General features: G+C 74.9%; 13 protein-coding genes. 4 read left to right on the plus strand and 9 right to left on the minus strand.

Annotated features, from left to right (window positions below):
* Nucleotides 1–22 precede the first annotated feature (22 nt).
* Nucleotides 23–2,836 (minus strand): ABC transporter substrate-binding protein, encoded by a 2,814-nt coding sequence (locus HNP84_RS24150; RefSeq protein WP_185052155.1) that lies wholly within the window; start codon nucleotides 2,834–2,836, stop codon nucleotides 23–25.
* A gap of 31 nt (nucleotides 2,837–2,867) precedes the next feature.
* Nucleotides 2,868–3,761, minus strand: coding sequence for a carbohydrate kinase family protein (locus tag HNP84_RS24155; protein ID WP_185052156.1), 894 nt, complete (start codon nucleotides 3,759–3,761; stop codon nucleotides 2,868–2,870).
* A gap of 196 nt (nucleotides 3,762–3,957) precedes the next feature.
* Between HNP84_RS24155 and HNP84_RS24160 the strand changes: the two genes are divergently transcribed.
* From HNP84_RS24160 to HNP84_RS24170, 3 genes are all read left to right on the plus strand, one after another.
* Complete coding sequence (locus HNP84_RS24160) at nucleotides 3,958–6,648, plus strand: bifunctional acetate--CoA ligase family protein/GNAT family N-acetyltransferase (protein ID WP_185052157.1); 2,691 nt, start codon at nucleotides 3,958–3,960, stop codon at nucleotides 6,646–6,648.
* A gap of 108 nt (nucleotides 6,649–6,756) precedes the next feature.
* Entirely contained in the window at nucleotides 6,757–7,347 is a 591-nt protein-coding gene (locus HNP84_RS24165; RefSeq protein WP_185052158.1) for a DUF5998 family protein, read from the plus strand.
* 35 nt (nucleotides 7,348–7,382) lie between these two features.
* Complete coding sequence (locus HNP84_RS24170) at nucleotides 7,383–8,165, plus strand: sulfurtransferase (RefSeq protein WP_221336691.1); 783 nt, start codon at nucleotides 7,383–7,385, stop codon at nucleotides 8,163–8,165.
* Nucleotides 8,166–8,168: 3 nt separating this feature from the next.
* Here HNP84_RS24170 and HNP84_RS56175 read toward each other — a convergent pair whose 3' ends face one another.
* The 4 genes from HNP84_RS56175 to HNP84_RS24190 form a co-directional block, all read right to left on the minus strand.
* Nucleotides 8,169–10,604 (minus strand): CHAT domain-containing protein, encoded by a 2,436-nt coding sequence (locus HNP84_RS56175; protein ID WP_185052160.1) that lies wholly within the window; start codon nucleotides 10,602–10,604, stop codon nucleotides 8,169–8,171.
* Between the two features lie 1,031 nt (nucleotides 10,605–11,635).
* A complete protein-coding gene (locus HNP84_RS55175) occupies nucleotides 11,636–12,130 on the minus strand; it encodes a hypothetical protein (protein ID WP_185052161.1) in 495 nt (164 codons plus the stop codon).
* A gap of 215 nt (nucleotides 12,131–12,345) precedes the next feature.
* Complete coding sequence (locus tag HNP84_RS24185; protein ID WP_312925605.1) at nucleotides 12,346–12,912, minus strand: RNA polymerase sigma factor; 567 nt, start codon at nucleotides 12,910–12,912, stop codon at nucleotides 12,346–12,348.
* Nucleotides 12,913–12,985: 73 nt separating this feature from the next.
* Entirely contained in the window at nucleotides 12,986–14,041 is a 1,056-nt protein-coding gene (locus tag HNP84_RS24190; RefSeq protein WP_185052162.1) for a S8 family peptidase, read from the minus strand.
* 206 nt (nucleotides 14,042–14,247) lie between these two features.
* Here HNP84_RS24190 and HNP84_RS24195 point away from each other — a divergent pair, with 206 nt between their 5' ends.
* The gene (locus HNP84_RS24195) at nucleotides 14,248–14,742 is read left to right on the plus strand and encodes a DUF3145 domain-containing protein (RefSeq protein ID WP_185052163.1); all 495 of its coding nucleotides are present in this window, start codon (nucleotides 14,248–14,250) and stop codon (nucleotides 14,740–14,742) included.
* Between the two features lie 324 nt (nucleotides 14,743–15,066).
* Here the strand turns inward: HNP84_RS24195 and HNP84_RS24200 are convergent, their stop codons facing one another.
* Genes HNP84_RS24200 through HNP84_RS24210 form a run of 3 tightly spaced genes read right to left on the minus strand, consistent with a single transcriptional unit; the run spans nucleotide 15,067 to nucleotide 18,033 of the window.
* Entirely contained in the window at nucleotides 15,067–16,491 is a 1,425-nt protein-coding gene (locus HNP84_RS24200) for an acyl-CoA carboxylase subunit beta (protein WP_185052164.1), read from the minus strand.
* Between the two features lie 18 nt (nucleotides 16,492–16,509).
* Complete coding sequence (gene fabF / locus HNP84_RS24205) at nucleotides 16,510–17,742, minus strand: beta-ketoacyl-ACP synthase II (RefSeq protein WP_185052165.1); 1,233 nt, start codon at nucleotides 17,740–17,742, stop codon at nucleotides 16,510–16,512.
* Nucleotides 17,743–17,793: 51 nt separating this feature from the next.
* Nucleotides 17,794–18,033 carry an acyl carrier protein gene (locus HNP84_RS24210; protein ID WP_185052166.1) on the minus strand — a complete coding sequence of 80 codons (240 nt, stop codon included), beginning with the start codon at nucleotides 18,031–18,033 and terminating at the stop codon, nucleotides 17,794–17,796.
* Nucleotides 18,034–18,090: the final 57 nt, after the last annotated feature.

Consider the following 18,090-nt stretch of genomic DNA (forward strand, 5'->3'; position numbering starts at 1 on the left):
AGTAGGGCGGCCGAGTGAGGGGTCAGCGGCTCAGCCCCAGCGCCACCAGGTCGTACTCGGCCAGTTCCGGGTGCACCCGCACGTTGGTCAGCGTGAGCCCGCGCACCAGCACACGCTTCTCCCACAGCCCGGGCAGGATCACCGCCTGCTCCGTCACCAGCCGGTCGATCTCCGCCCAGGTCTGGTTCCGCTTCGCGGCGTCGGCCTCGGCCGCCGCCTGGTCCAGCAGCCTGTCCACCTCGGGCATGCGGACGCTCACGTTGACCGAGCCGCCGTCGTCCAGGATCAGCCTGCTGTGGACCAGCGACTCCAGGAAGGAGTAGCCGTCGAGCCAGTCGGGGGCCCAGGTGCGGGAGATGATGCCGACCTTGTTGTCGCGCAGGTACTTCGGGGCCGCGTACTTGCCGTAGTACTCGCCCGCGGGCAGGCTCCTGGTCTCCACCTCGATCCCCACCCGGGCCAGCGCCGTGGCCAGGGCCTGGGCCGCGTTCCGATGCTGCGGCAGATCGTTGTGGATCATGACGGTGGAGAAGCCGTCGGGCCGGCCGCAGGCGCGCAGCCGCTCGCGGGCCGCGGCAAGGTCGCCCTCGGCGCCCGCCGGGTAGGGGTCGATCGCCCGGCGCCCGGGGATCGTGGGCGGCAGCAGGTGCGTCGCCGGTGTGTCGCGCAGCCCCGGGTCGGACAGGGTACCGCCCCGGACCGCCTGCGTCAGCGCCGTGCGGTTCACGGCGTACATCACCGCGCGGCGGCACTCGATGTCCGTGAACGGCTCCACCTGCGGATTGATCGCGAAGAAGCGCAGGTTGCCGTAGTGGGGGGCGTCGGCCCGGTCGCGCACGCGGGCGACGTCGACATCGGCCGCCGTGCCGCCGCGCAGGTCCAGGTCCAGCGTGCCCGCGCGGATCTGGTCGTTGATCTGCTTGCGGGTGAGGTCGAACCTGATGTCGTACGCATCGGGCAGCGCGGGCCGGTTGGGGTCGGTGGCGGGGTCCCACATCGGGTTGCGCACCAGCCGCAGCCGCTCCTCCGTGGCCGTCCCGTCGAACCGGTACGGACCCGACGCGACAACCTGCGTCTTGTACCGCTCGCCGGTGTCGCGGGCCTTGGGCACCGGCACCGTCTGCGGCATCGCGGCGAGGAAGTCGAACTCGGCGTAGGGCTTCTTCAGGCGGAAGACGATGGTGCCGTCGGCGCGCGTCTCGATCGCCGTCGAGGTGCCGGCCTCGGGCTGCTTGTACGGGCCCTCGTAGCGCGAGGGCAGGTCGAGCAGTTCCCGGAAGTAGACCGGCCCGAGGAAGGACTCGTCCATGGAGCGCAGCACCGCGTACGCGACGTCGGCGGCGGTGATCGGGGTGCCGTCCTCGTAGCGCAGGCCCGGCCGCAGCTTGTAGGTCCAGGTGCGCCCGCCGTCGCTCGGCACGCCCAGCGACTGGGCCAGGTCGGGCACCAGCGTGACGCCCTGACCGCCGGGGGCGGGCCGGGACATCACCAGAGTCCGGCCGTACAGCCTGATCAGGTTGGTGCCCGCGGGCTCGTAGGAGGAGGCCGGATCGTAACTGGTCAGCGCGTACTCCGCGCCGACCCGCATCGTGCCGCCTCGGCGCGTGCTCGGGTTCACGGTCTCGGTGAGCGCGGCGCCGAACCCGGCGGGCGGGGCGGACCGCTCTCCCGCGCCGTCGTCGTCGCCGCCCTGGCCGCGCAGCGCCGACAGCGCGTTCGGCACCGCGATCCACCCCAGCACCACCACGGCGATCAGCGCGACCGCCGCGAGCACGCCCAGCCCGCGCCTCCCCGACCCGGCGGGGAACCGGCGCACCGCCTTGCCGGTCTCCGTGTACCGCACCGGCGACGCCGGCGGCACGTACCCCGACCACGGCGGCGCGGGCGGCGGAGGCGGGCCCGGTGCGGGGAACGTCACCGGAGCAGGCCCGGGAGCAGGCCCGGGGGAAGGTGGGGGAGCGGGTGTGGGAGCAGGCGCGGGGGAAGGTGCGGGAGCAGGCGTGGGAACAGGCGCGGGGTCGCCGCCGAGGCCGAACAGCGCGGTCAGGCAGTCGGCGGCGGTGGGGCGCGCCGCCGGGTCCTTGGCGAGCGCCGCCGACAGCAGCGGGCGCAGCGACGCCGGGACGCCGTCCAGGTCCGGCTCGGTGGTCAGGATGCGGTGCATGGTCGCGGGCAGGCCCTCAGCGCGGAACGCCGGGGCGCCCGTGGCGGCGAACACCAGCGTGCCCGCCCAGGCGAACACGTCCACGGCCGGGCCGACCGCCGAGCCGTGGAACTGCTCCGGCGCCATGTACGCCGGCGTGCCCACGACGCCGGTGCTGTGGCTCTGGCTCACGTCCAGCGCCTTGGCGATGCCGAAGTCGATCACGCGGGGCCCGTCGGGCCCGAGCAGCACGTTGCTCGGCTTGAAGTCGCGGTGCACCACCCCGGCGCGGTGGATCGCGGCCAGCGCGGTCGCGGTGGCGACCGCGAGCCGCAGCAGGGCGGCCTCGTCCAGCGGCCCCTCCGTGGCGACCCGGTCGGCCAGCGAGCCGCCCTCGACGTACTCGCCGACGATGTACGGCCGCCCGTCCAGCGCGCCGACCTCCAGCACCGCGGCGGTGCAGAACCGGGCCACCCGCCGGGCGGCCTCGGCCTCGCGCAGGAACCGCTTCTGCGCCGCCGGGTCGTCGGCGAACCGGGCGTGCAGCAGCTTGACCGCCACCCGCTCGCCGGAGGGGCCCCGCCCCAGGTACACCGAGCCCTGACCGCCCTCGCCGAGCACCCCGACCAGCGTGAAACCGCCGATCCGTTCGGGATCTCCCGGCCGCAGCGGACGAGGCGCCGACACCGTCACAGGCCCCGGTCATCCACCGTCGCGGCGGCGGTCAGAGGCGCGGACGGGCGCCGAGGTAGGCGATGGCCTTCGCGGCCAGGCGGCAGCCGCTGGTCAGGGCCTCGGACGGCGGCTTGCCCTCAAGCCAGGCGGGCAGGAAGCCCGCGGTGAACGCGTCGCCCGCACCGGTGCCGTCGACGACGCGGTCGATCGTCTCGGCGGGCACCTGCACCGGCTCGGCCCGGCTGTTGGTGTACCACAGCGCGCCGTCGGCGCCGAGCTTGATCACGACCTGCGGGAACCAGGCGGTGAGCACCTTGGCCGCGGCGGCGGGCTCCTCGCGGCCGGTCAGCACCTTGGCCTGGTCGGCGTTGGCGAACAGCAGCTTGGCACCGTGGGTCCACTCCAGGAACGGCTCGGCGCCCGTGCGCTCCAGCGGCGCGGAGGAGGCGCAGTCGACCGAGATCGTCATGCCGGCGCGGCGGGCGAGCTCCAGGGCGGCCTGGCCCGCCTCGCGCGAGCCCTCGTTGATCAGCGTGTAGCCGGAGACGTGCAGGTGGGAGCCCGCGGTGAACAGGTCGCGCGGCAGGTCCTCGGGCGAGAGCGCGGCGTTGGCGCCGGGGTCGGACAGCATGGTGCGCTCACCCTTGTGGGTGACCAGGACGACGCAGGTGCCGGTCGGGCGTTCGGGGTCCATGACGAGGCGCGCGTCGACGCCGTAGCCCATCAGCTCCATGTCGCGGTTGCGGCCGGTGATGTCGGCGCCGCGGCGGCCGATGAAGGCGACCTCGGCCCCTTCGACGGCGAGCCAGGAGGCGATGTTGGCTCCGGAGCCGCCCCCGTGCATGGTCACGACGGCGGGGGTGTCGCTGGCCCTGGCGAGCGGGTAGCGGGCGCGCGCGACCGCATCGGTCATCAGATCGCCCACCACGACAACCCGGGTCATGTTGTCACCGCCTTGCTGAACAATGCCATCCGCGCCTGACCCCGAGAAACTTAACAGTTTCTGGCCTGCGTGTGGGCCAGAGTGCAGAGACAGGGGCTCAGTCGATGCATAAGCGTTGTTGAAGTGGGTCGTAGGGTCTTGTCGTATGAGATGACGAGCAACATTCGACCGTGAGAGCGACCCGGGAGACCGCCACGTGAACGCGCACGAAACCACCCCCGCCGCCGGATATCCGGCCCACTGGGAGGCCGACGTGGTGCTCGCCGACGGCGGCACCGCGCACGTGCGCCCCATCCGCCCCGCCGACGCCGACCGGCTGCGCGCCTTCTACTCCCGCCTGTCCGACGAGTCGATCTACTTCCGCTTCTTCGGCCCCCGCCCCCGCCTTTCCGACCGCGAGGTCGAGCGGTTCACCAACGTCGACTACCACGACCGGGTCGCGCTGATCGCGACCATCGGCACCGAGATGGTGGCCGTGATCCGCTACGACAGGATCGCCGACGGCGAGGCCGAGGTCGCCTTCCTGGTCGAGGACGCCCACCAGGGCCGCGGCGTCGCCTCCGTGCTCCTCGAACACCTCGCCGCCACCGCCCGCGAGAACGGCATCGGCCGCTTCGTCGCCGACGTGCTGCCCGCCAACCAGCGGATGATGGGCGTGCTGCGCCAGGCCGGCTACACCGGGCAGAGCACCTTCGAGGACGGCGTCGTGCGCATGACGCTCGACCTCACCCCCACCGAGACCGCGCACGAGGTCACCGTGGCGCGCGAGCACCGCGCCGAGGCCCGCTCCATCGAGCGGCTGCTCACCCCCGGCTCGGTCGCCGTCATCGGCGCCTCCCGCGAGCCGGGCGGCGTCGGCCAGATGGTGCTGCGCAACCTGCTGCGCGCCGACTTCACCGGCCCGGTCTACCCCGTGCACCGCGAGGTGCGCGCGGTGGCGGGCGTGCGCGCGTACCCGAGCGTGACCGCCATCGACGGCGAGGTGGACCTCGCGGTGCTGGCCGTGCCCGCCCAGGGCGTGATCGACGTCGTCAAGGAGTGCGCGGAGAAGGGGGTGCGCGGGCTCATCGTCGTCTCCTCCGGCTTCGGCGAGACCGGGCCGGAAGGGCGGGAGCGCCAGGACGAACTGGTGCGCATCGCCCGCGCGTACGGGCTGCGCGTCGTCGGCCCCAACTGCCTGGGCATCGCCAACACCGACCCCGCCGTACGCCTCAACGCCACGCTCGCCGCCACCGTGCCGGCGCGGGGCCGGGTCGGCTTCTTCAGCCAGTCGGGCGCGCTCGGCGCCGCGCTGCTGCAGCGGGTCGCCCAGCGCGGCATGGGCCTGTCGTCGTTCGTCTCGGCCGGCAACCGGGCCGACGTGTCGGGCAACGACCTGCTCCAGTACTGGGAGGAGGACCCGGCGACCGACGTGATCCTGCTCTACCTGGAGTCGTTCGGCAATCCGCGCAAGTTCGCCCGGCTGGCCCGGCGGATCTCGCGCCGCAAGCCGATCGTCGCGGTCAAGAGCGGGCGCACGACCCAGGGCGTGCCCGTCGGCCACGCCGCCCCCGTGATCGCCCTGCCCGACACCGCGCTCAGCTCGCTGTTCGAGCAGGCCGGCGTGATCCGGGTGGACGACCTGATGCAGCAGTTCGACGTCGCGCAGCTCCTGGCCCACCAGCCGCTGCCCGCCGGGCCCGGGGTCGCGGTGGTGAGCAACTCCGACGCGCTGACGCTGCTCGCTGCCGACGCCTGCGTCAGCGCCGGGCTCACCCCCACCCCGCCGGTCAACCTGGGCCCGGCCGCCGGCCCCGCCGAGTACGGCGCCGCGCTCGCCGACCGCCTGGCCGACGACGACGTGCACGCGGTCGTGGTCATCTACACCCCGCCCATCCCCGGGCAGTGCGACGAAGTGGCCGCCGAGCTGCTCCGGGTCGTCCAAGGGGCCGCCAAGCCGGTGCTCGCCACCTACCAGGGGCGGATCGGCATGCTGCCCGAGCTGAGCGTGCCCGGCCCGCCGGCCAGGTCCAGGAACGCGCCGCCCCCCGGGCCCGGGTTCGGCTCGATCCCGTCGTACGCGGCCCCGGAGGAGGCCGTGCGCGCCCTCGCCCACGTCGTGCGCTACGCCGCCTGGCGCGCCCGCCCCGCCGGCCCGGCCCCGATAGCCGAGCCCTCCCCGCACGCCGAGGCCGCCCGCGCCCTGGTCCGCGCCGCGCTGGAGCGGGCCGAGCCCGCCGAGACGGTGCGCATCGACGCCACCGAGCTGCTCGGCTGCTACGGCGTGACCGTCTGGCCCGCGCAGCCCGCCGCCTCCGCCGAGGAGGCCCTGGCCGCGGCCGAGCGGCTGGGCTGGCCCGTCGTGGTCAAGGCCGCCGACCCGCGGGCCGCCGAGCGGGCCGGGACCGTACGCCTCGGGCTGGCCGGGCCCGAGACGCTGCGCCAGGCGTACGCCGACCTGTCGGCCCAGCTCGGCCCGGACGAGCCGCTGGCGGTGCAGCGGATGGCGCCGCAGCCCGCCGTGCCCGTGGTGATCAGCGTGGTCGAGGACCCTGCGGTCGGCCCGGTCGTGTCCTTCGGGCTCGGCGAGGTGACCGCGCGCCTGCTCGGCGACGTGGCGTACCGGCTGGCGCCGCTGACCGACGGCGACGCGGCCGAGCTGGTCCGCGCCGTACGCGCGGCGCCGCTGCTGCTCGGCGGCTACGGCTACCCGCCCGTCGCGGTCAAGGCCCTGGAGGACCTGCTGGTCGTCGCCGGGCGGGTGGCCGACGAGCTGCCCGAGGTCGAGCGGCTGGACCTCGACCCGGTGCTCGTCGGCCAGTCGGGCGTGACCGTGCTGGCCGCCCGCGCCGTCCTGCGCAGCCCCCGCGGCCCCCGTCCCGACGACGGTCCCCGCCGCCTGCGCTGACCCGCCGCCCCCGCCCCCCGGGGGGTGTGCGGAACCGTGATCACGCCGGGGCCCGCACCCCCGGCCCGCGTGATGAAAGCGCGACCCGGGACAGGGCAGGATGGACACATGAGGGAAACCCGAGTCTCGGCCGCGGGCCTGCGCGAAGCGATCGACCGCAGCGGCTACTACCCCGACCTCGTCTCCGACGCGGTGGAGTCGGCGCTGGGCAAGGAGGTCGTGACCGCCTACGTCGTGCACCACGAGGCCACCTTCGACCCGGCGATGGAGGTCCGCAGGCACGTCACCGTCCTCGTGCTGTCGCCCACCCGGCTCATCGTCTGCCACACCGACGAGCACCCGCCCGGCGACGGGGCGACCGTGGCCCACGCGTCCACGATCACCGAGGCGGTGCTGCTGAGCCGCATCCAGTCGGTCAGCGTGACCAGGGTGGTCCCCGACCCCGCGTCGTACGTCCCGGGCACCCCGCCGACCGAGGTGACCCTCACCATCGGGTGGGGCGGCATCGCCCACGTCGACCTGGAGCCCGCCACCTGCGGCGACGAGAACTGCGAGGCCGACCACGGCTACACCGGCGCGGTCACCGCCGACGACATGTCCCTGCGCGTGAGCGACGCCGCCGACGGCGCCGACGCGGTGCGCAGCGTGCTCGCCTTCGCCAAGGCCCTGTCCGAGGCCACCGCGAGGGCCGCCTCGTGACCTCGCCGCTGATCACGCCCGGCGAGCTGTCCGCGATGTCCCCCCGGCCCACCGTGCTCGACGTACGCTGGCGGCTGGCCGGGCCGCCCGGCGCCGAGTCCTACCGCGAGGGCCACCTGCCCGGGGCCGTCTTCTGCGACCTCGACACCGACCTCGCCGGCCCGCCCGGCGCTGGCGGGCGTCACCCGCTGCCGTCGCCGGAGCGGTTCCAGGCCGCGATGCGCCGCCTCGGCGTCTCCGGCTCGCGCCCGGTGGTCGTCTACGACGACGCCGACTCCACCGCCGCCGCCCGCGCCTGGTGGACCCTGAGCTACTTCGGCCACCCCGACGTACGCGTGCTCGACGGCGGCTACCGCGCCTGGACCGAGGCCAGGCTCCCGGTCGCCAAGGACGAGCCCGAGGTCGCCCCCGGCGACTTCACCGCCACGCCCGGCGGCATGCCGTTGCTCACCGCCGACGAGGCCGGCGCGCTCGCGGGCTCCGGCGTGCTGCTCGACGCCCGCGCCGCCGAGCGCTACCGGGGCGAGGTGGAGCCGGTCGATCCCGTGGCGGGCCACATCCCCGGCGCGGTCAGCGCGCCCACCGGCGAGAACGTGGACGCCTCCGGCCGCTTCCTGCCCCCCGAGCGGCTGCGGGCCCGCTTCGCCGCCCTGGGCGCGACCGAGACGGCCCGGGTGGGCGCCTACTGCGGCTCCGGCGTCACCGCCTCTCACGAGGTGCTGGCGCTGCGGCTGGCGGGCGTACCCGCGGCGCTGTACGCCGGCTCCTGGTCGCACTGGATCACCGACCCCGCACGTCCGGTGGCCACCGGGGGGTGACGGTCACGCCCCGGGCAGCGCGGTGAACCCGGCGCCCAGGCAGGCGAAGCCGAAGACCCCGGTCTTGGCCGAGGCCGCGGTGAGCGCGTGGGCGGGCGGGTGACCCGCCGCGAGCAGGTCGTGGAAGACCGCCATCAGCGTGGCGGTGTCGTCGTCGCGCACCGGCACCAGCCCCGCCACCACGCACGCCGTGCCCCGGGCCAGGAACGTCCCGGCCAGCCCCAGGACCGCCCCGTCGGCGGGGGTCCGCGACAGGCCCACCTCGCAGGCCGACAGCACCACCAGCCAGGCGGGTGTGCGCAGGCGGCACAGGTCGTAGGCCATCAGCGGCCCGTCGTCCAGGTCGATGCTCGACAGCATCGGGCTGCGCGCGTCGAAGAACCCGTGCGCGGCCAGGTGCACCACCAGCGCGGAGTCCAGGGCCCGCAGCACCGGCCCCGACCGGGCCGCCACCGGCCGCGCCCCCCGATGGCAGCCCAGCACGGCCGCGGCCTCCCCCCGCCCGTGCGCCAGGCCGGGCCCGGCGACCACCGCGACGCCCTCGCCCCGGGGCGGGGTGCGGGCCGCGGCCAGCCACGCGCCCGCCGAGGGCGCCACGCACACCGGGCGCTCGCGCAGACCGGGCAGGACCGGCCACGGCAGCGAGTACAGCGCGCCCGTGGGCACGATCGCCACCGGCCCGCACGGGGGCAGGGCCTCCGCGAGCGGGCCGAGCAGGACCTCCTCCACGCTCGCCGCCTCCTCCATGGCCACACCCGGCTCGCCCGGCGGCCCCGCGTCGCCGAGGGCCTGGCGGCGCAGGGCGTACTGGAGGCGGGCGACGGCTTCGGCGGCGGGGGTCATCGGCCCCAGCGGGCACACCGTGACCCCCTCGGAGGTGACCACGATCGCGGTGAGCTCGGCGCCGTGCCGTACGTACTCGACCACGGCGCCGTCGGCCCCCAGCACCGCCCGCAGCCCGTCGAGCCCCGGGGCGCCGGGACGTCCGGTCGCGGCCACCGACCGCCACCGCTCGGCCCACTCCAGCGCGTTCTCCGGCACGCCGCCGCGCAGCGCCAGCGTGAGGCCGAACTCCGCCAGCCGCTCGCCCGCCCGCACCGCGTACGCGCGAGCCAGCGGATCGTGCGTCGCCGAGCCGCCCACCTCGGCCAGCCCCTTCGCCACCGCGTCGAACGCCCCGCGCGTGTCACCGTCCAGATCCCGCGCCAGCGCCAGGGCGTGCGCCCGCACCGGCCCCTCGCCCTCGGCGGCGACGTCGTCCAGTTGCCGCCGGGCCGTGGCCCGCTCACCGAGCCGCAGCGCCGCCTCCACCGCGGCCAGCCGCAGATGCGCGGCGGCGTCGTGATGGCGGGCGTCGGCGAGGTCGCCGGCGCAGCGCGACATCCGCGCCACCAGCTCCGGGCAGGGCCCGTCGATCGCCAGCCGCGCCCGGAGCATGATGTCGTCGGCGAGGGGCAGCATGCCCGCCCGCCCCTGGTCCTTCAGGTCGGCGGCGGCCCGCTCGGCGGTCGCGGCGGCCGCGTGGGGCGCGGAGGCCAGCAGCTCCAGCCGGGCCAGCAGCAGCCGCGCGTCCGCCAGCCCGCCCCGTGCCCCGGCCGCCTCCAGCTCGGGCACGGCCAGATCGAGCAACGCCCGCGCCTCGCCCGGCAGCCGTATGGACAGCAGCGCGGCGGCCAGGTCGCACCGCATCATGGCCAGCCGCTCCGGGCACTCGCGCAGGGCCACCTCGGCCTCCCGGTAGCGCGCGAACGCCAGCGGGACGTCCCCCCGCCGCGCCGCCAGGAACGGCCGGTCGGCCTCCGCCAGCGCCACCAGATGCCCCAGTCCCGCCGCCCGCCCCAGCGCCAGGCACCGCTCCAGGTCCTCCTCCGCCTGCCCGTGCCGCCCCAGGTACGCCGACACCACCGCCCGGTTCAGCAGCGCCCCCACCAGGAACCGCAGGTCGTCCGCCTCCGGCGTACCCGCCTCCGGCAACGGCGGCCCGGCCGCCCCCATGAGCGCCTCCACCGCCAGATCCCCCTGCGCCGCGGCCTCGTCCAGCCGCCCCAGCGCCACCAGGGCCACCGCCCGCTGCGAGGCCAGCTTGGCGACGTCGCTCCCGCCCAGACACGGCTCCGCAGCTACGGCGATCTCCAGAGCCTCCTCCGGATGCCCCATCTCGGTCCGCACGGTCACCAGCGACAACCGCGCCTGCGCCACCCGCCGCTCCGGCACTCCGCCCCCCTCCTCCACCACGGCCCGAAGCTGCCGCTCCGCCAACGCCAGATCCCCCAGCTCCCGAGCCGCCAGCGCCACCGCCCGCCGCGCCACCGCCACCGCCTCCCACTCCCCACGCCCCCGGGCCGCGTCCAGAACCGCATACGCCCGCTCCAACGCCGCCGAGGGCCGCGCCGCGGTCAGCCACAGAGCCTCCTCAGCAGCACGAAGAGACGAGGTCACGCGGTCATGTGTGGTCATTGGTTCCGCCGATCCAGAGGTAGCAGGAATGGGTTGACACGCCCGGCCGCGCCCCCGAGGGCCGCCCTGCGATGGGCCCGGCGGTCGGGACGCGAGGTGTGGCGCGGTAAGGACCTCGTGGTGCTGAGGCCCCGGTAGTGCGGTGAGGACCTCGTGGTGCTGAGGCTCCGGTGGTGCGGTGAGGACCTCATGGTGCTGAGGGCCCGGTGGTGCGGTGAGGACCTCGTGGTGCTGAGGGCCCGGTGGTGCGGTGAGGACCTCGTGGTGCTGAGGCCCCGGTGGTGCGCTGCGGACGTTCTGGCCGGACGACGGCTGGGGATGCCGGGGCGCGGGAGTGCGTGTGCCCGGATGCTGCCCATGGGGGCGGCGCCGGCCGTGCTGAGCGACGCCGGTAGGCGCGCCGGGTACCGGGGGTGGAGCGCCCGCTGGCCTCGGCGCGACCGGCGCCGCCCACATACGTCGCATCCACCGTGGAACGTTCCGAGGCGCCGCATGCGCACACCCCGATGGCCGCGGCTGAGCAGGATGGGGTGTGGGGCGAATGGGGCCGCCGAGTGTCGCTCCGTTCGGTGCCGTCGTGGGTTGGATGGCTGGTGGCGCGGATGCGGGCGCGTGGCCTGTGTGTGACGCGGTGCCGTGCGAGGGGCCGGTGCGCGGGTGCCGTGTGGCTCTGGCCATTGACTCCACGAGGGCCGGACCTGGTGGTTCGTCGCGGCGGTGTCGGTGCGGGAGTCGGGCATCTTCCCGGTCGTCTGTGGCGCGCACTGCGGTGCGGGCGCCGGGGGGGGTGACGCAGGCGGGGCGTCGTGAGGCGCGAAGGTGTCGGCGGCGGGGATGCGGCTGCCGGAGAAGAGGCTTGGGGAGGGCTCCCGAAGTGGGGACGCGCGGTGACCCGGGTGTGGTGGGAGCGCGTGCGGTGAGGAGCCTGCGCGAGGGGGGCGGAGGCCGTTGGGAGCGGAGGGGCGCCCAAGGGCTGGGGGGAGGGTGGCATGAGGGGTGGGTGAGGGAGGGGGTCAGGAGCGGATCAGGGTCCAGCTCGTGGTGACGGGGGGCTGGCCGGTGCGGTGGCAGACGACGGTGAACCAGCCCGGGGGGAGGCCCGTGGCGGCGAAGTGGCCGGTGGGGGAGATGTCGCGGGACTGGGTGAGGTGGGGGGTGCGGATGTCTATGCGGCTGCCGGGGCCCGGGTTGGGGAGGAGGCGGCCGGCGAGGTCGAGGAGGCCGTCGGAGACGGTGATCTCTACGTCCACGGCCAGGCCGGCGGCGGCGAAGCGGAGGAGGCGGGGGCGGGAGGCCGGGTCGGGTTCGCGCTCGGGGCCGGGCCGGGGCGGGGAGTTGCGGTGGGGCGGGTGCTTGTGGGTGCGGGGTATGGGGACGCGGGGGGCGGTGACGGCCCCGGGTGTGCGCAGGGTGTAGGCGTGCCGGGCGGAGGCGGTCACCTGGCGGGGGACCGGGTCGTGGCCGGCGGCCATGCGCAGGGCGGCGAGCAGGGCTTCCTCATCGATCATGGGCACCGTTCCTCGGGAAGAGCGGGTGTGGTCGGTCGTCGGTCCTTGCGGGGGTTTCATCGTGGTGCATGTGCTTTCCAGGGGTTTCAGGGCTTCCATGGGTTGCATGGGTTGCCGGTTTGCGTGAATTGCATTGTGTTGTTGGCGGGTTGGAGGGATTTTCCGGCGGTCGTCGGTCGTGGCTTTTGGCTCGACGGTGACCGGCGTGTGGTGGGCTAGGGCGGGTCCTCCGCTGCGATCAGGCGGCTCAGGTGGCGCAGGCAGCGAGAGCGGGTGGGGCCGACGCTGCCGCGGGGCATGCCGAGGCGCAGGGCGATCTGGTGGGTGCCGGCGTCGGGGTCGGTGGCCACCAGGCGGAGCAGGGACCGGCACGGCTCGTGCAGGCGTGCCACGGCGTGCCAGACGCGGGCGCGGCGCTCGGCGTCGAGGACGATCGCCAGGGGGTCGGCGGTCTCGGTGTCGTCGCCGGGGCGTGGCGGCGGTGGGGGCTCGGGGGCGGGGAGCACCCGGCTGTTGCCGCGGGCGATGTGCAGGGCCTCGTGGCGGGTCGTGGTGAGCAGCCAGCGGCCCAGCGCCTCGGGGGTGTGGATGGCCGTGATGTGTTCGAGCAGGCGCAGCCAGGCGGCCTGCACGGCGTCGTCGGCGTCGCCGGAGGCCAGCCCGTACGCGCGGGCGCAGGCCCACATCATCGGGCTGTAGGTCTCGACCAGCCGGTCCCAAGCCCCGCGGTCGCCCTCGGCGGCCGCCCGCAGCAGCGGGGCCGGCGCGGTCGTATCGGGCACGTCTGCCTCCAGCGGAGCCTCGCGCCCCGGTGAAGTCGGAGAGTAGTCAATCCTGGACTGTACGTCAGGGATTCTAGCGATCCGCGGGCACGAGCACCCCCAGATCGGGGATCTGCCCGCCGCGGAGCGGATCGAGCACGTACGCCGCCGCGTCGGCGGGCGGCAGTTCGCGCGCGGCGTCGGCGATGGCGCCGGAGACCAGGGCGGCGGCGAAGGAGGTGCCGCTCCAGCGGGCGTACCCGGAAAAGCCGCACGCCGACAGGAAGGTGCTGGCCAGCCACTCGCCGGGGGCGCAGGCGTTCACCCACGGCCCGTACGCCGAGAAGGGCGCGCGGCCGGTCCCGGCGGCGTCGAGCGCGCCGACGGCGACCACGCCGGGCAGCGCGGCAGGCCAGAACGGGCGGGAGGAGCCGGTGTTGCCCGCGCAGGCCACCACGACCGTGCCGGGGAGCTGCTCCAGCGCGCGGGCGAGCAGCGGCGGGGGCTGGTCGTCGGCGGTGTGGGCGCCCAGCGACAGGTTGAGCACCTGGGGCGGGCGCTCGCGCAGCCCGGCCAGGGCGCGCAGGAGCCCGGCCTCGTCGCCGACGCCGTGTCCGTCGAGCACCCGGCCGATCCGCAGCCGGACGCCGGGGGCGCGGCGCAGCAGCAGCCCGGCGATGAACGTGCCGTGGCCGGCCTGGGCGTCCAGGGCGAGGTCGCCGTCGGAGTCGGCGAGCTCGTCGCTGCCGGCCCCGCGCTCGGAATACCAGGGGCTGTCGTTCCACCACGGGTGGGGCGCGATGCCGGTGTCGAGCACCGCGACACTGACGAGGCTGGGCGGGCCGCCCGGCCCGGGATCGACGGGCCCGGTGGGGAACGGCCGGGTGGCGGGCCCGCCGAAGAACAGCGGCTGGCCGACCAGGACGTGGTTGGGGGAGGCCGGCAGCCCCTGGGAGCGCAGGTCGTCGGCGAGCGCGACGGGATCGACCCCCGGCGCGAGCCGCACCTGGCATACGCCGTCATGCTCGGAAACGCCCTGACTCCACCGCTCGACGGCGCTCACGGCGGTATGGTCGATGAGGAGCTGTCGCGGGCGGATGAGCGCGGGCGCGCCTGCCGTGCGCGACACGGCGATGACGTGGGCGTGCATACGATGCCTCCGGGGGTGAGGATGTGACTGCGGAGTGTAGTCGCCGTGGCCCGTGATCGTGTCAAGTGCCACTGGCGCAACATCTCGGTATGACCCACCTCTGGTGTCACGTCACGACCGACGGTAGTCTCTCCTACAGTCACTCGTGATCATCCCAGTACGAGGCCGTTGGGGAAGGCGCACCTCGTACCGAAACGGGAGGTCCGGTGTCTGCTCGTGGCGTGCTTTACGTCCACTCGGCTCAGCCTGCGCTGTGCCCGCACATTGAATGGGCGGTCGCGGGCGTACTTGGCGTGCCCGTCGACCTGACGTGGACTCCTCAGCCCGCCGCGCCGGGCACCCTGCGCGCGCAGGCGGAGTGGGAGGGCCGCGCCGGCACGGCGGCCGCCGTGACGTCCTCGCTCATGGGATGGCAGCGCATCCGCTTTGAGATCACCGAGGACGCCTCGCCGGGCGTGGACGGGGCGCGGCATGCCTACACGCCGACGCTCGGCGCGTTCAGCGCCGTCATCGGCGCGTCGGGCGACATCCTTGTGCCCGAGGACCGCCTGCGCTCGGCGATGCTGATGGCCGCGCAGGGCCGTGTCGTGCTGGAGGAGGAGCTGGACAAACTGCTCGGCAAGCCGTGGGATGAGGAACTGGAGCCGTTCCGGTACGCCGGCGACGGTGCGCCGGTGCGCTGGCTCCACGCCGCCGTGTAAGACTGGCCCGGTGCGCCACCGGGCGCCGGCGTGTGCGCGGTCGGGGAAGCCGCACACCCGCCGGACGCACACAACCCCCGCACGCCATCGTGCGGGGGTTGCTGTCTGTGCGGGGGTGAACTCCGCAGAGGTGAACTCCGCGGGCGGGCTCCGCAGGGGTGGTCTCGGCGGGGCCGGCCTTGCGGGCCTGGTCCCGCCGCGTCTGCCCCTGCGGGCCCTTGCGGCGTCTGACCTTGCGGGCCCTGGCCGTGTCCGCCCGTGTGAGCCCTGGCCGCGTCTGCCCCTGCGGGGCCGGCCCTTACGGGGCCTGCTGGGGTGCCGGGGTTACAGCGGGATGTTGCCGTGGGCGCCGCGCGCCGGGGTGGCCTGGGCCAGGATCTTGGCGATCCTGCCGCGGGTCTCGGCGGGGTCGATGACCTCGTCCACCACGCCCAGCGCCACGGCCCGGTCCAGGCCGCCGGCCAGCTTCTCGTGCTCCTCGGCCAGCCGGGCCTCCAGCGCCGAGCGCTCCTCCTCGGGGGCCGCGGCCAGCTCGCGCCGTTTGAGCACGCGTACGGCGGCCACGGCGCCCATGACCGCGATCTGCGCGGTGGGCCAGGCGAAGACCTTGGTCGCGCCGAGCGCGCGGGAGTTCATCGCGATGTACGCCCCGCCGTACGCCTTGCGGGTGACCAGCGTGACCCGCGGCACCGACGCCTCGGCGAAGGCGTGCAGCAGCTTGGCGCCGCGGCGTACGACCCCGTCGTGCTCCTGGCCGACGCCCGGCAGGTAGCCCGGCACATCGACGAGGACCACCAGAGGCACCCCGAACGCATCGCACATCCGGACGAAGCGGGCGGCCTTCTCGGCCGAGGCGGCGTCCAGGCAGCCGCCGAGCCGCATCGGGTTGTTGGCGATCACGCCGACGGTGCGGCCCGCGAGGCGGCCCAGGGTGGTGACGACGTTGGGCGCCCACTTGGGGTGCAGCTCCACGCCGGGCTCGTCCAGCAGGCCCTTGATCAGCGGCTTGACGTCGTACGCCCGCCGCGGCGACTCGGGGAGCAGGTCGCTGAAGTCGGCCTCCTCCACTTCCGAGGCGCGGACCCGGCCCTGGTGGCCGAGCAGCACGGCCAGCCTGCGCGCCTGCACCAGCGCCTCGGCCTCGGTCTTGGTCACGACGTGCACCACGCCGCTGCGCTTGCTGTGCGGCTCGGGCCCGCCCAGCCCGGCCATGTCGATCTGCTCGCCGGTGACGCTGCGCACGACGTCGGGGCCGGTGACGAAGATGCGGCCGGAGTCGGCGAGGATGACGATGTCGGTGAGCGCGGGCCCGTACGCGGCGCCGCCGGCGGCGGGGCCGACGACCACGGAGAGCTGGGGCACCACACCGGACGCCTTGGTCATGGCGTTGAACACCCGGCCCACGGCGTGCAGCGACTCCACGCCCTCGGCCAGCCGGGCGCCCCCGGAGTGCCAGATGCCGACAACGGGCACCCGCTCGCGCACGGCGACGTCGTAGGCGTGCACGATGTGCTCGCAGCCCTCGCTGCCCATCGCGCCGCCCTGCACCCGCGCGTCGCTGCAGAAGGCGACCACGGGCACGCCCTCGACGCGGCCCATGGCGGCCAGCACGCCGCTCTTGTCCTCGGGGGTGATCAGCCGGAGCGAGCCCTCGTCGAGGAAGGCGGCCAGGCGCGTGGCAGGGTCGCGGGGATCGACGGCCTCCTTGTCGGAGGCCGGACTCACCACCCTGTTGTCAAGCATCGTCATGAACGGCTCCTCGTGACGTCAGTGAGTGGTGAAGGCGACGGCCACGTTGTGGCCGCCGAACCCGAACGAGTTGTTGATCGCGGCGATCTGGCCCTCGGGGAGCTTGCGCGGCTCGCCACGTACGATCTCGACCTCGATCCCGTCGGCGGGGTCGTCGAGGTTGGCCGTGGGCGGGACGATCCGCTCCTTCAGGGCGAGGACCGTGAAGACGGACTCGATGCCGCCCGCGCCGCCGAGCAGGTGGCCGGTCATGGACTTGGTCGCGGTGACCAGCGGGTGGCCGCCGATCGCGTCCTTGATCGCGGTGGTCTCGATCTCGTCGCCCACGGGGGTGCCGGTGGCGTGCGCGTTGACGTGCACCACGTCGGCGGCGCTGATCCCGGCCGCGCGGATCGCGCGCTCCATGGCGACCTTGCCGCCGGTGCCGCTGGGCTCGGGGGCGGAGATGTGGTGGCCGTCGCTGGAGAAGCCGGCCCCGCCGGCGACGGCGTAGATGGTGGCGCCGCGGGCGAGCGCGTGCTCCTCCGACTCCAGCACCAGGATGCCCGCGCCCTCGCCCAGGACGAAGCCGTCGCGGGCCTTGTCGAAGGGCCGCGAGGCGCGCTCGGGCTCGTCGTTGCGGGTGGACATCGCGCGCATGGCGGCGAAGGAGGCGATGTTGAGCGGGTGGATGGCCGCCTCGGTGCCGCCCGCCACCACCACGTCCGCGCGCCCGGAGCGGATCATCTCGATCGCGTAGCCGATGGACTCGGCGCCGGTCGCGCAGGCGCTGACGGTGGCGTGGGCGCCGGCCCGCGCGCCGAGGTCGATGCTGATCCATCCGGCGGAGCCGTTGGGCATCAGCATGGGCACGGTGAACGGCGAGAGCCGGTTCCAGCCCTTGTCGCGGTAGGTGTCGTACGCCTGGAGGATCGTGGTGATGCCGCCGATCCCGCTGCCGACGACGACGCCCAGACGATCGGGGTCGACCTTGGGCGTGCCGGCGTCCTCCCACGCCTGGCGGGCGGCGATGAGGGCGAACTGCTCCGCCCGGTCCAGCCGGCGCGCCTCGGGCCGGGGCAGCACGTCGCCGGGATCGACGGCGGCCACGCCGGCGAACTTCACCGGGACCGTGTCGATCCAGTCCGCGGTGAGGGGCTTGATCCCCGACCGACCGGCGAGGAGCGCCGACCAGGTCGTGGCGGCGTCCCCACCGAGGGGCGTCGTCGCGCCGAGTCCGGTGACGACAACGCGTACCTGGTCCTTACTCACTTTTCTGCACTCCTCTGGTCGGCTCTGCCCGGATCGGTTGACCGGGGTCGGTCAGGACTGGATGAAGTTGACGACGTCCTTGACGGTCTTGAGGTTCTTGAGCTGGTCGTCGGGGATCTCGACGCCGAACTCGTCCTGGGCGGCAACGGCGATCTCGACCATGGACAGCGAGTCGATGTCGAGGTCGTCCACGAAGCTCTTCTCGGGGGTGACCTCGGTCGCCGGGATGCCGGTGATCTCGTTGATGATCTTGCCGAGGCCCGCGAGGATCTCCGGTTCGGTCATGGCCATGTCGCGCTTACTCCCTTGGTTCGTGTTCTCGGGTGTTTCGGTGTTGCAGCCCGCCGA

This window comes from Thermocatellispora tengchongensis (assembly GCF_014202315.1).
Lineage (GTDB): Bacteria > Actinomycetota > Actinomycetes > Streptosporangiales > Streptosporangiaceae > Thermocatellispora > Thermocatellispora tengchongensis.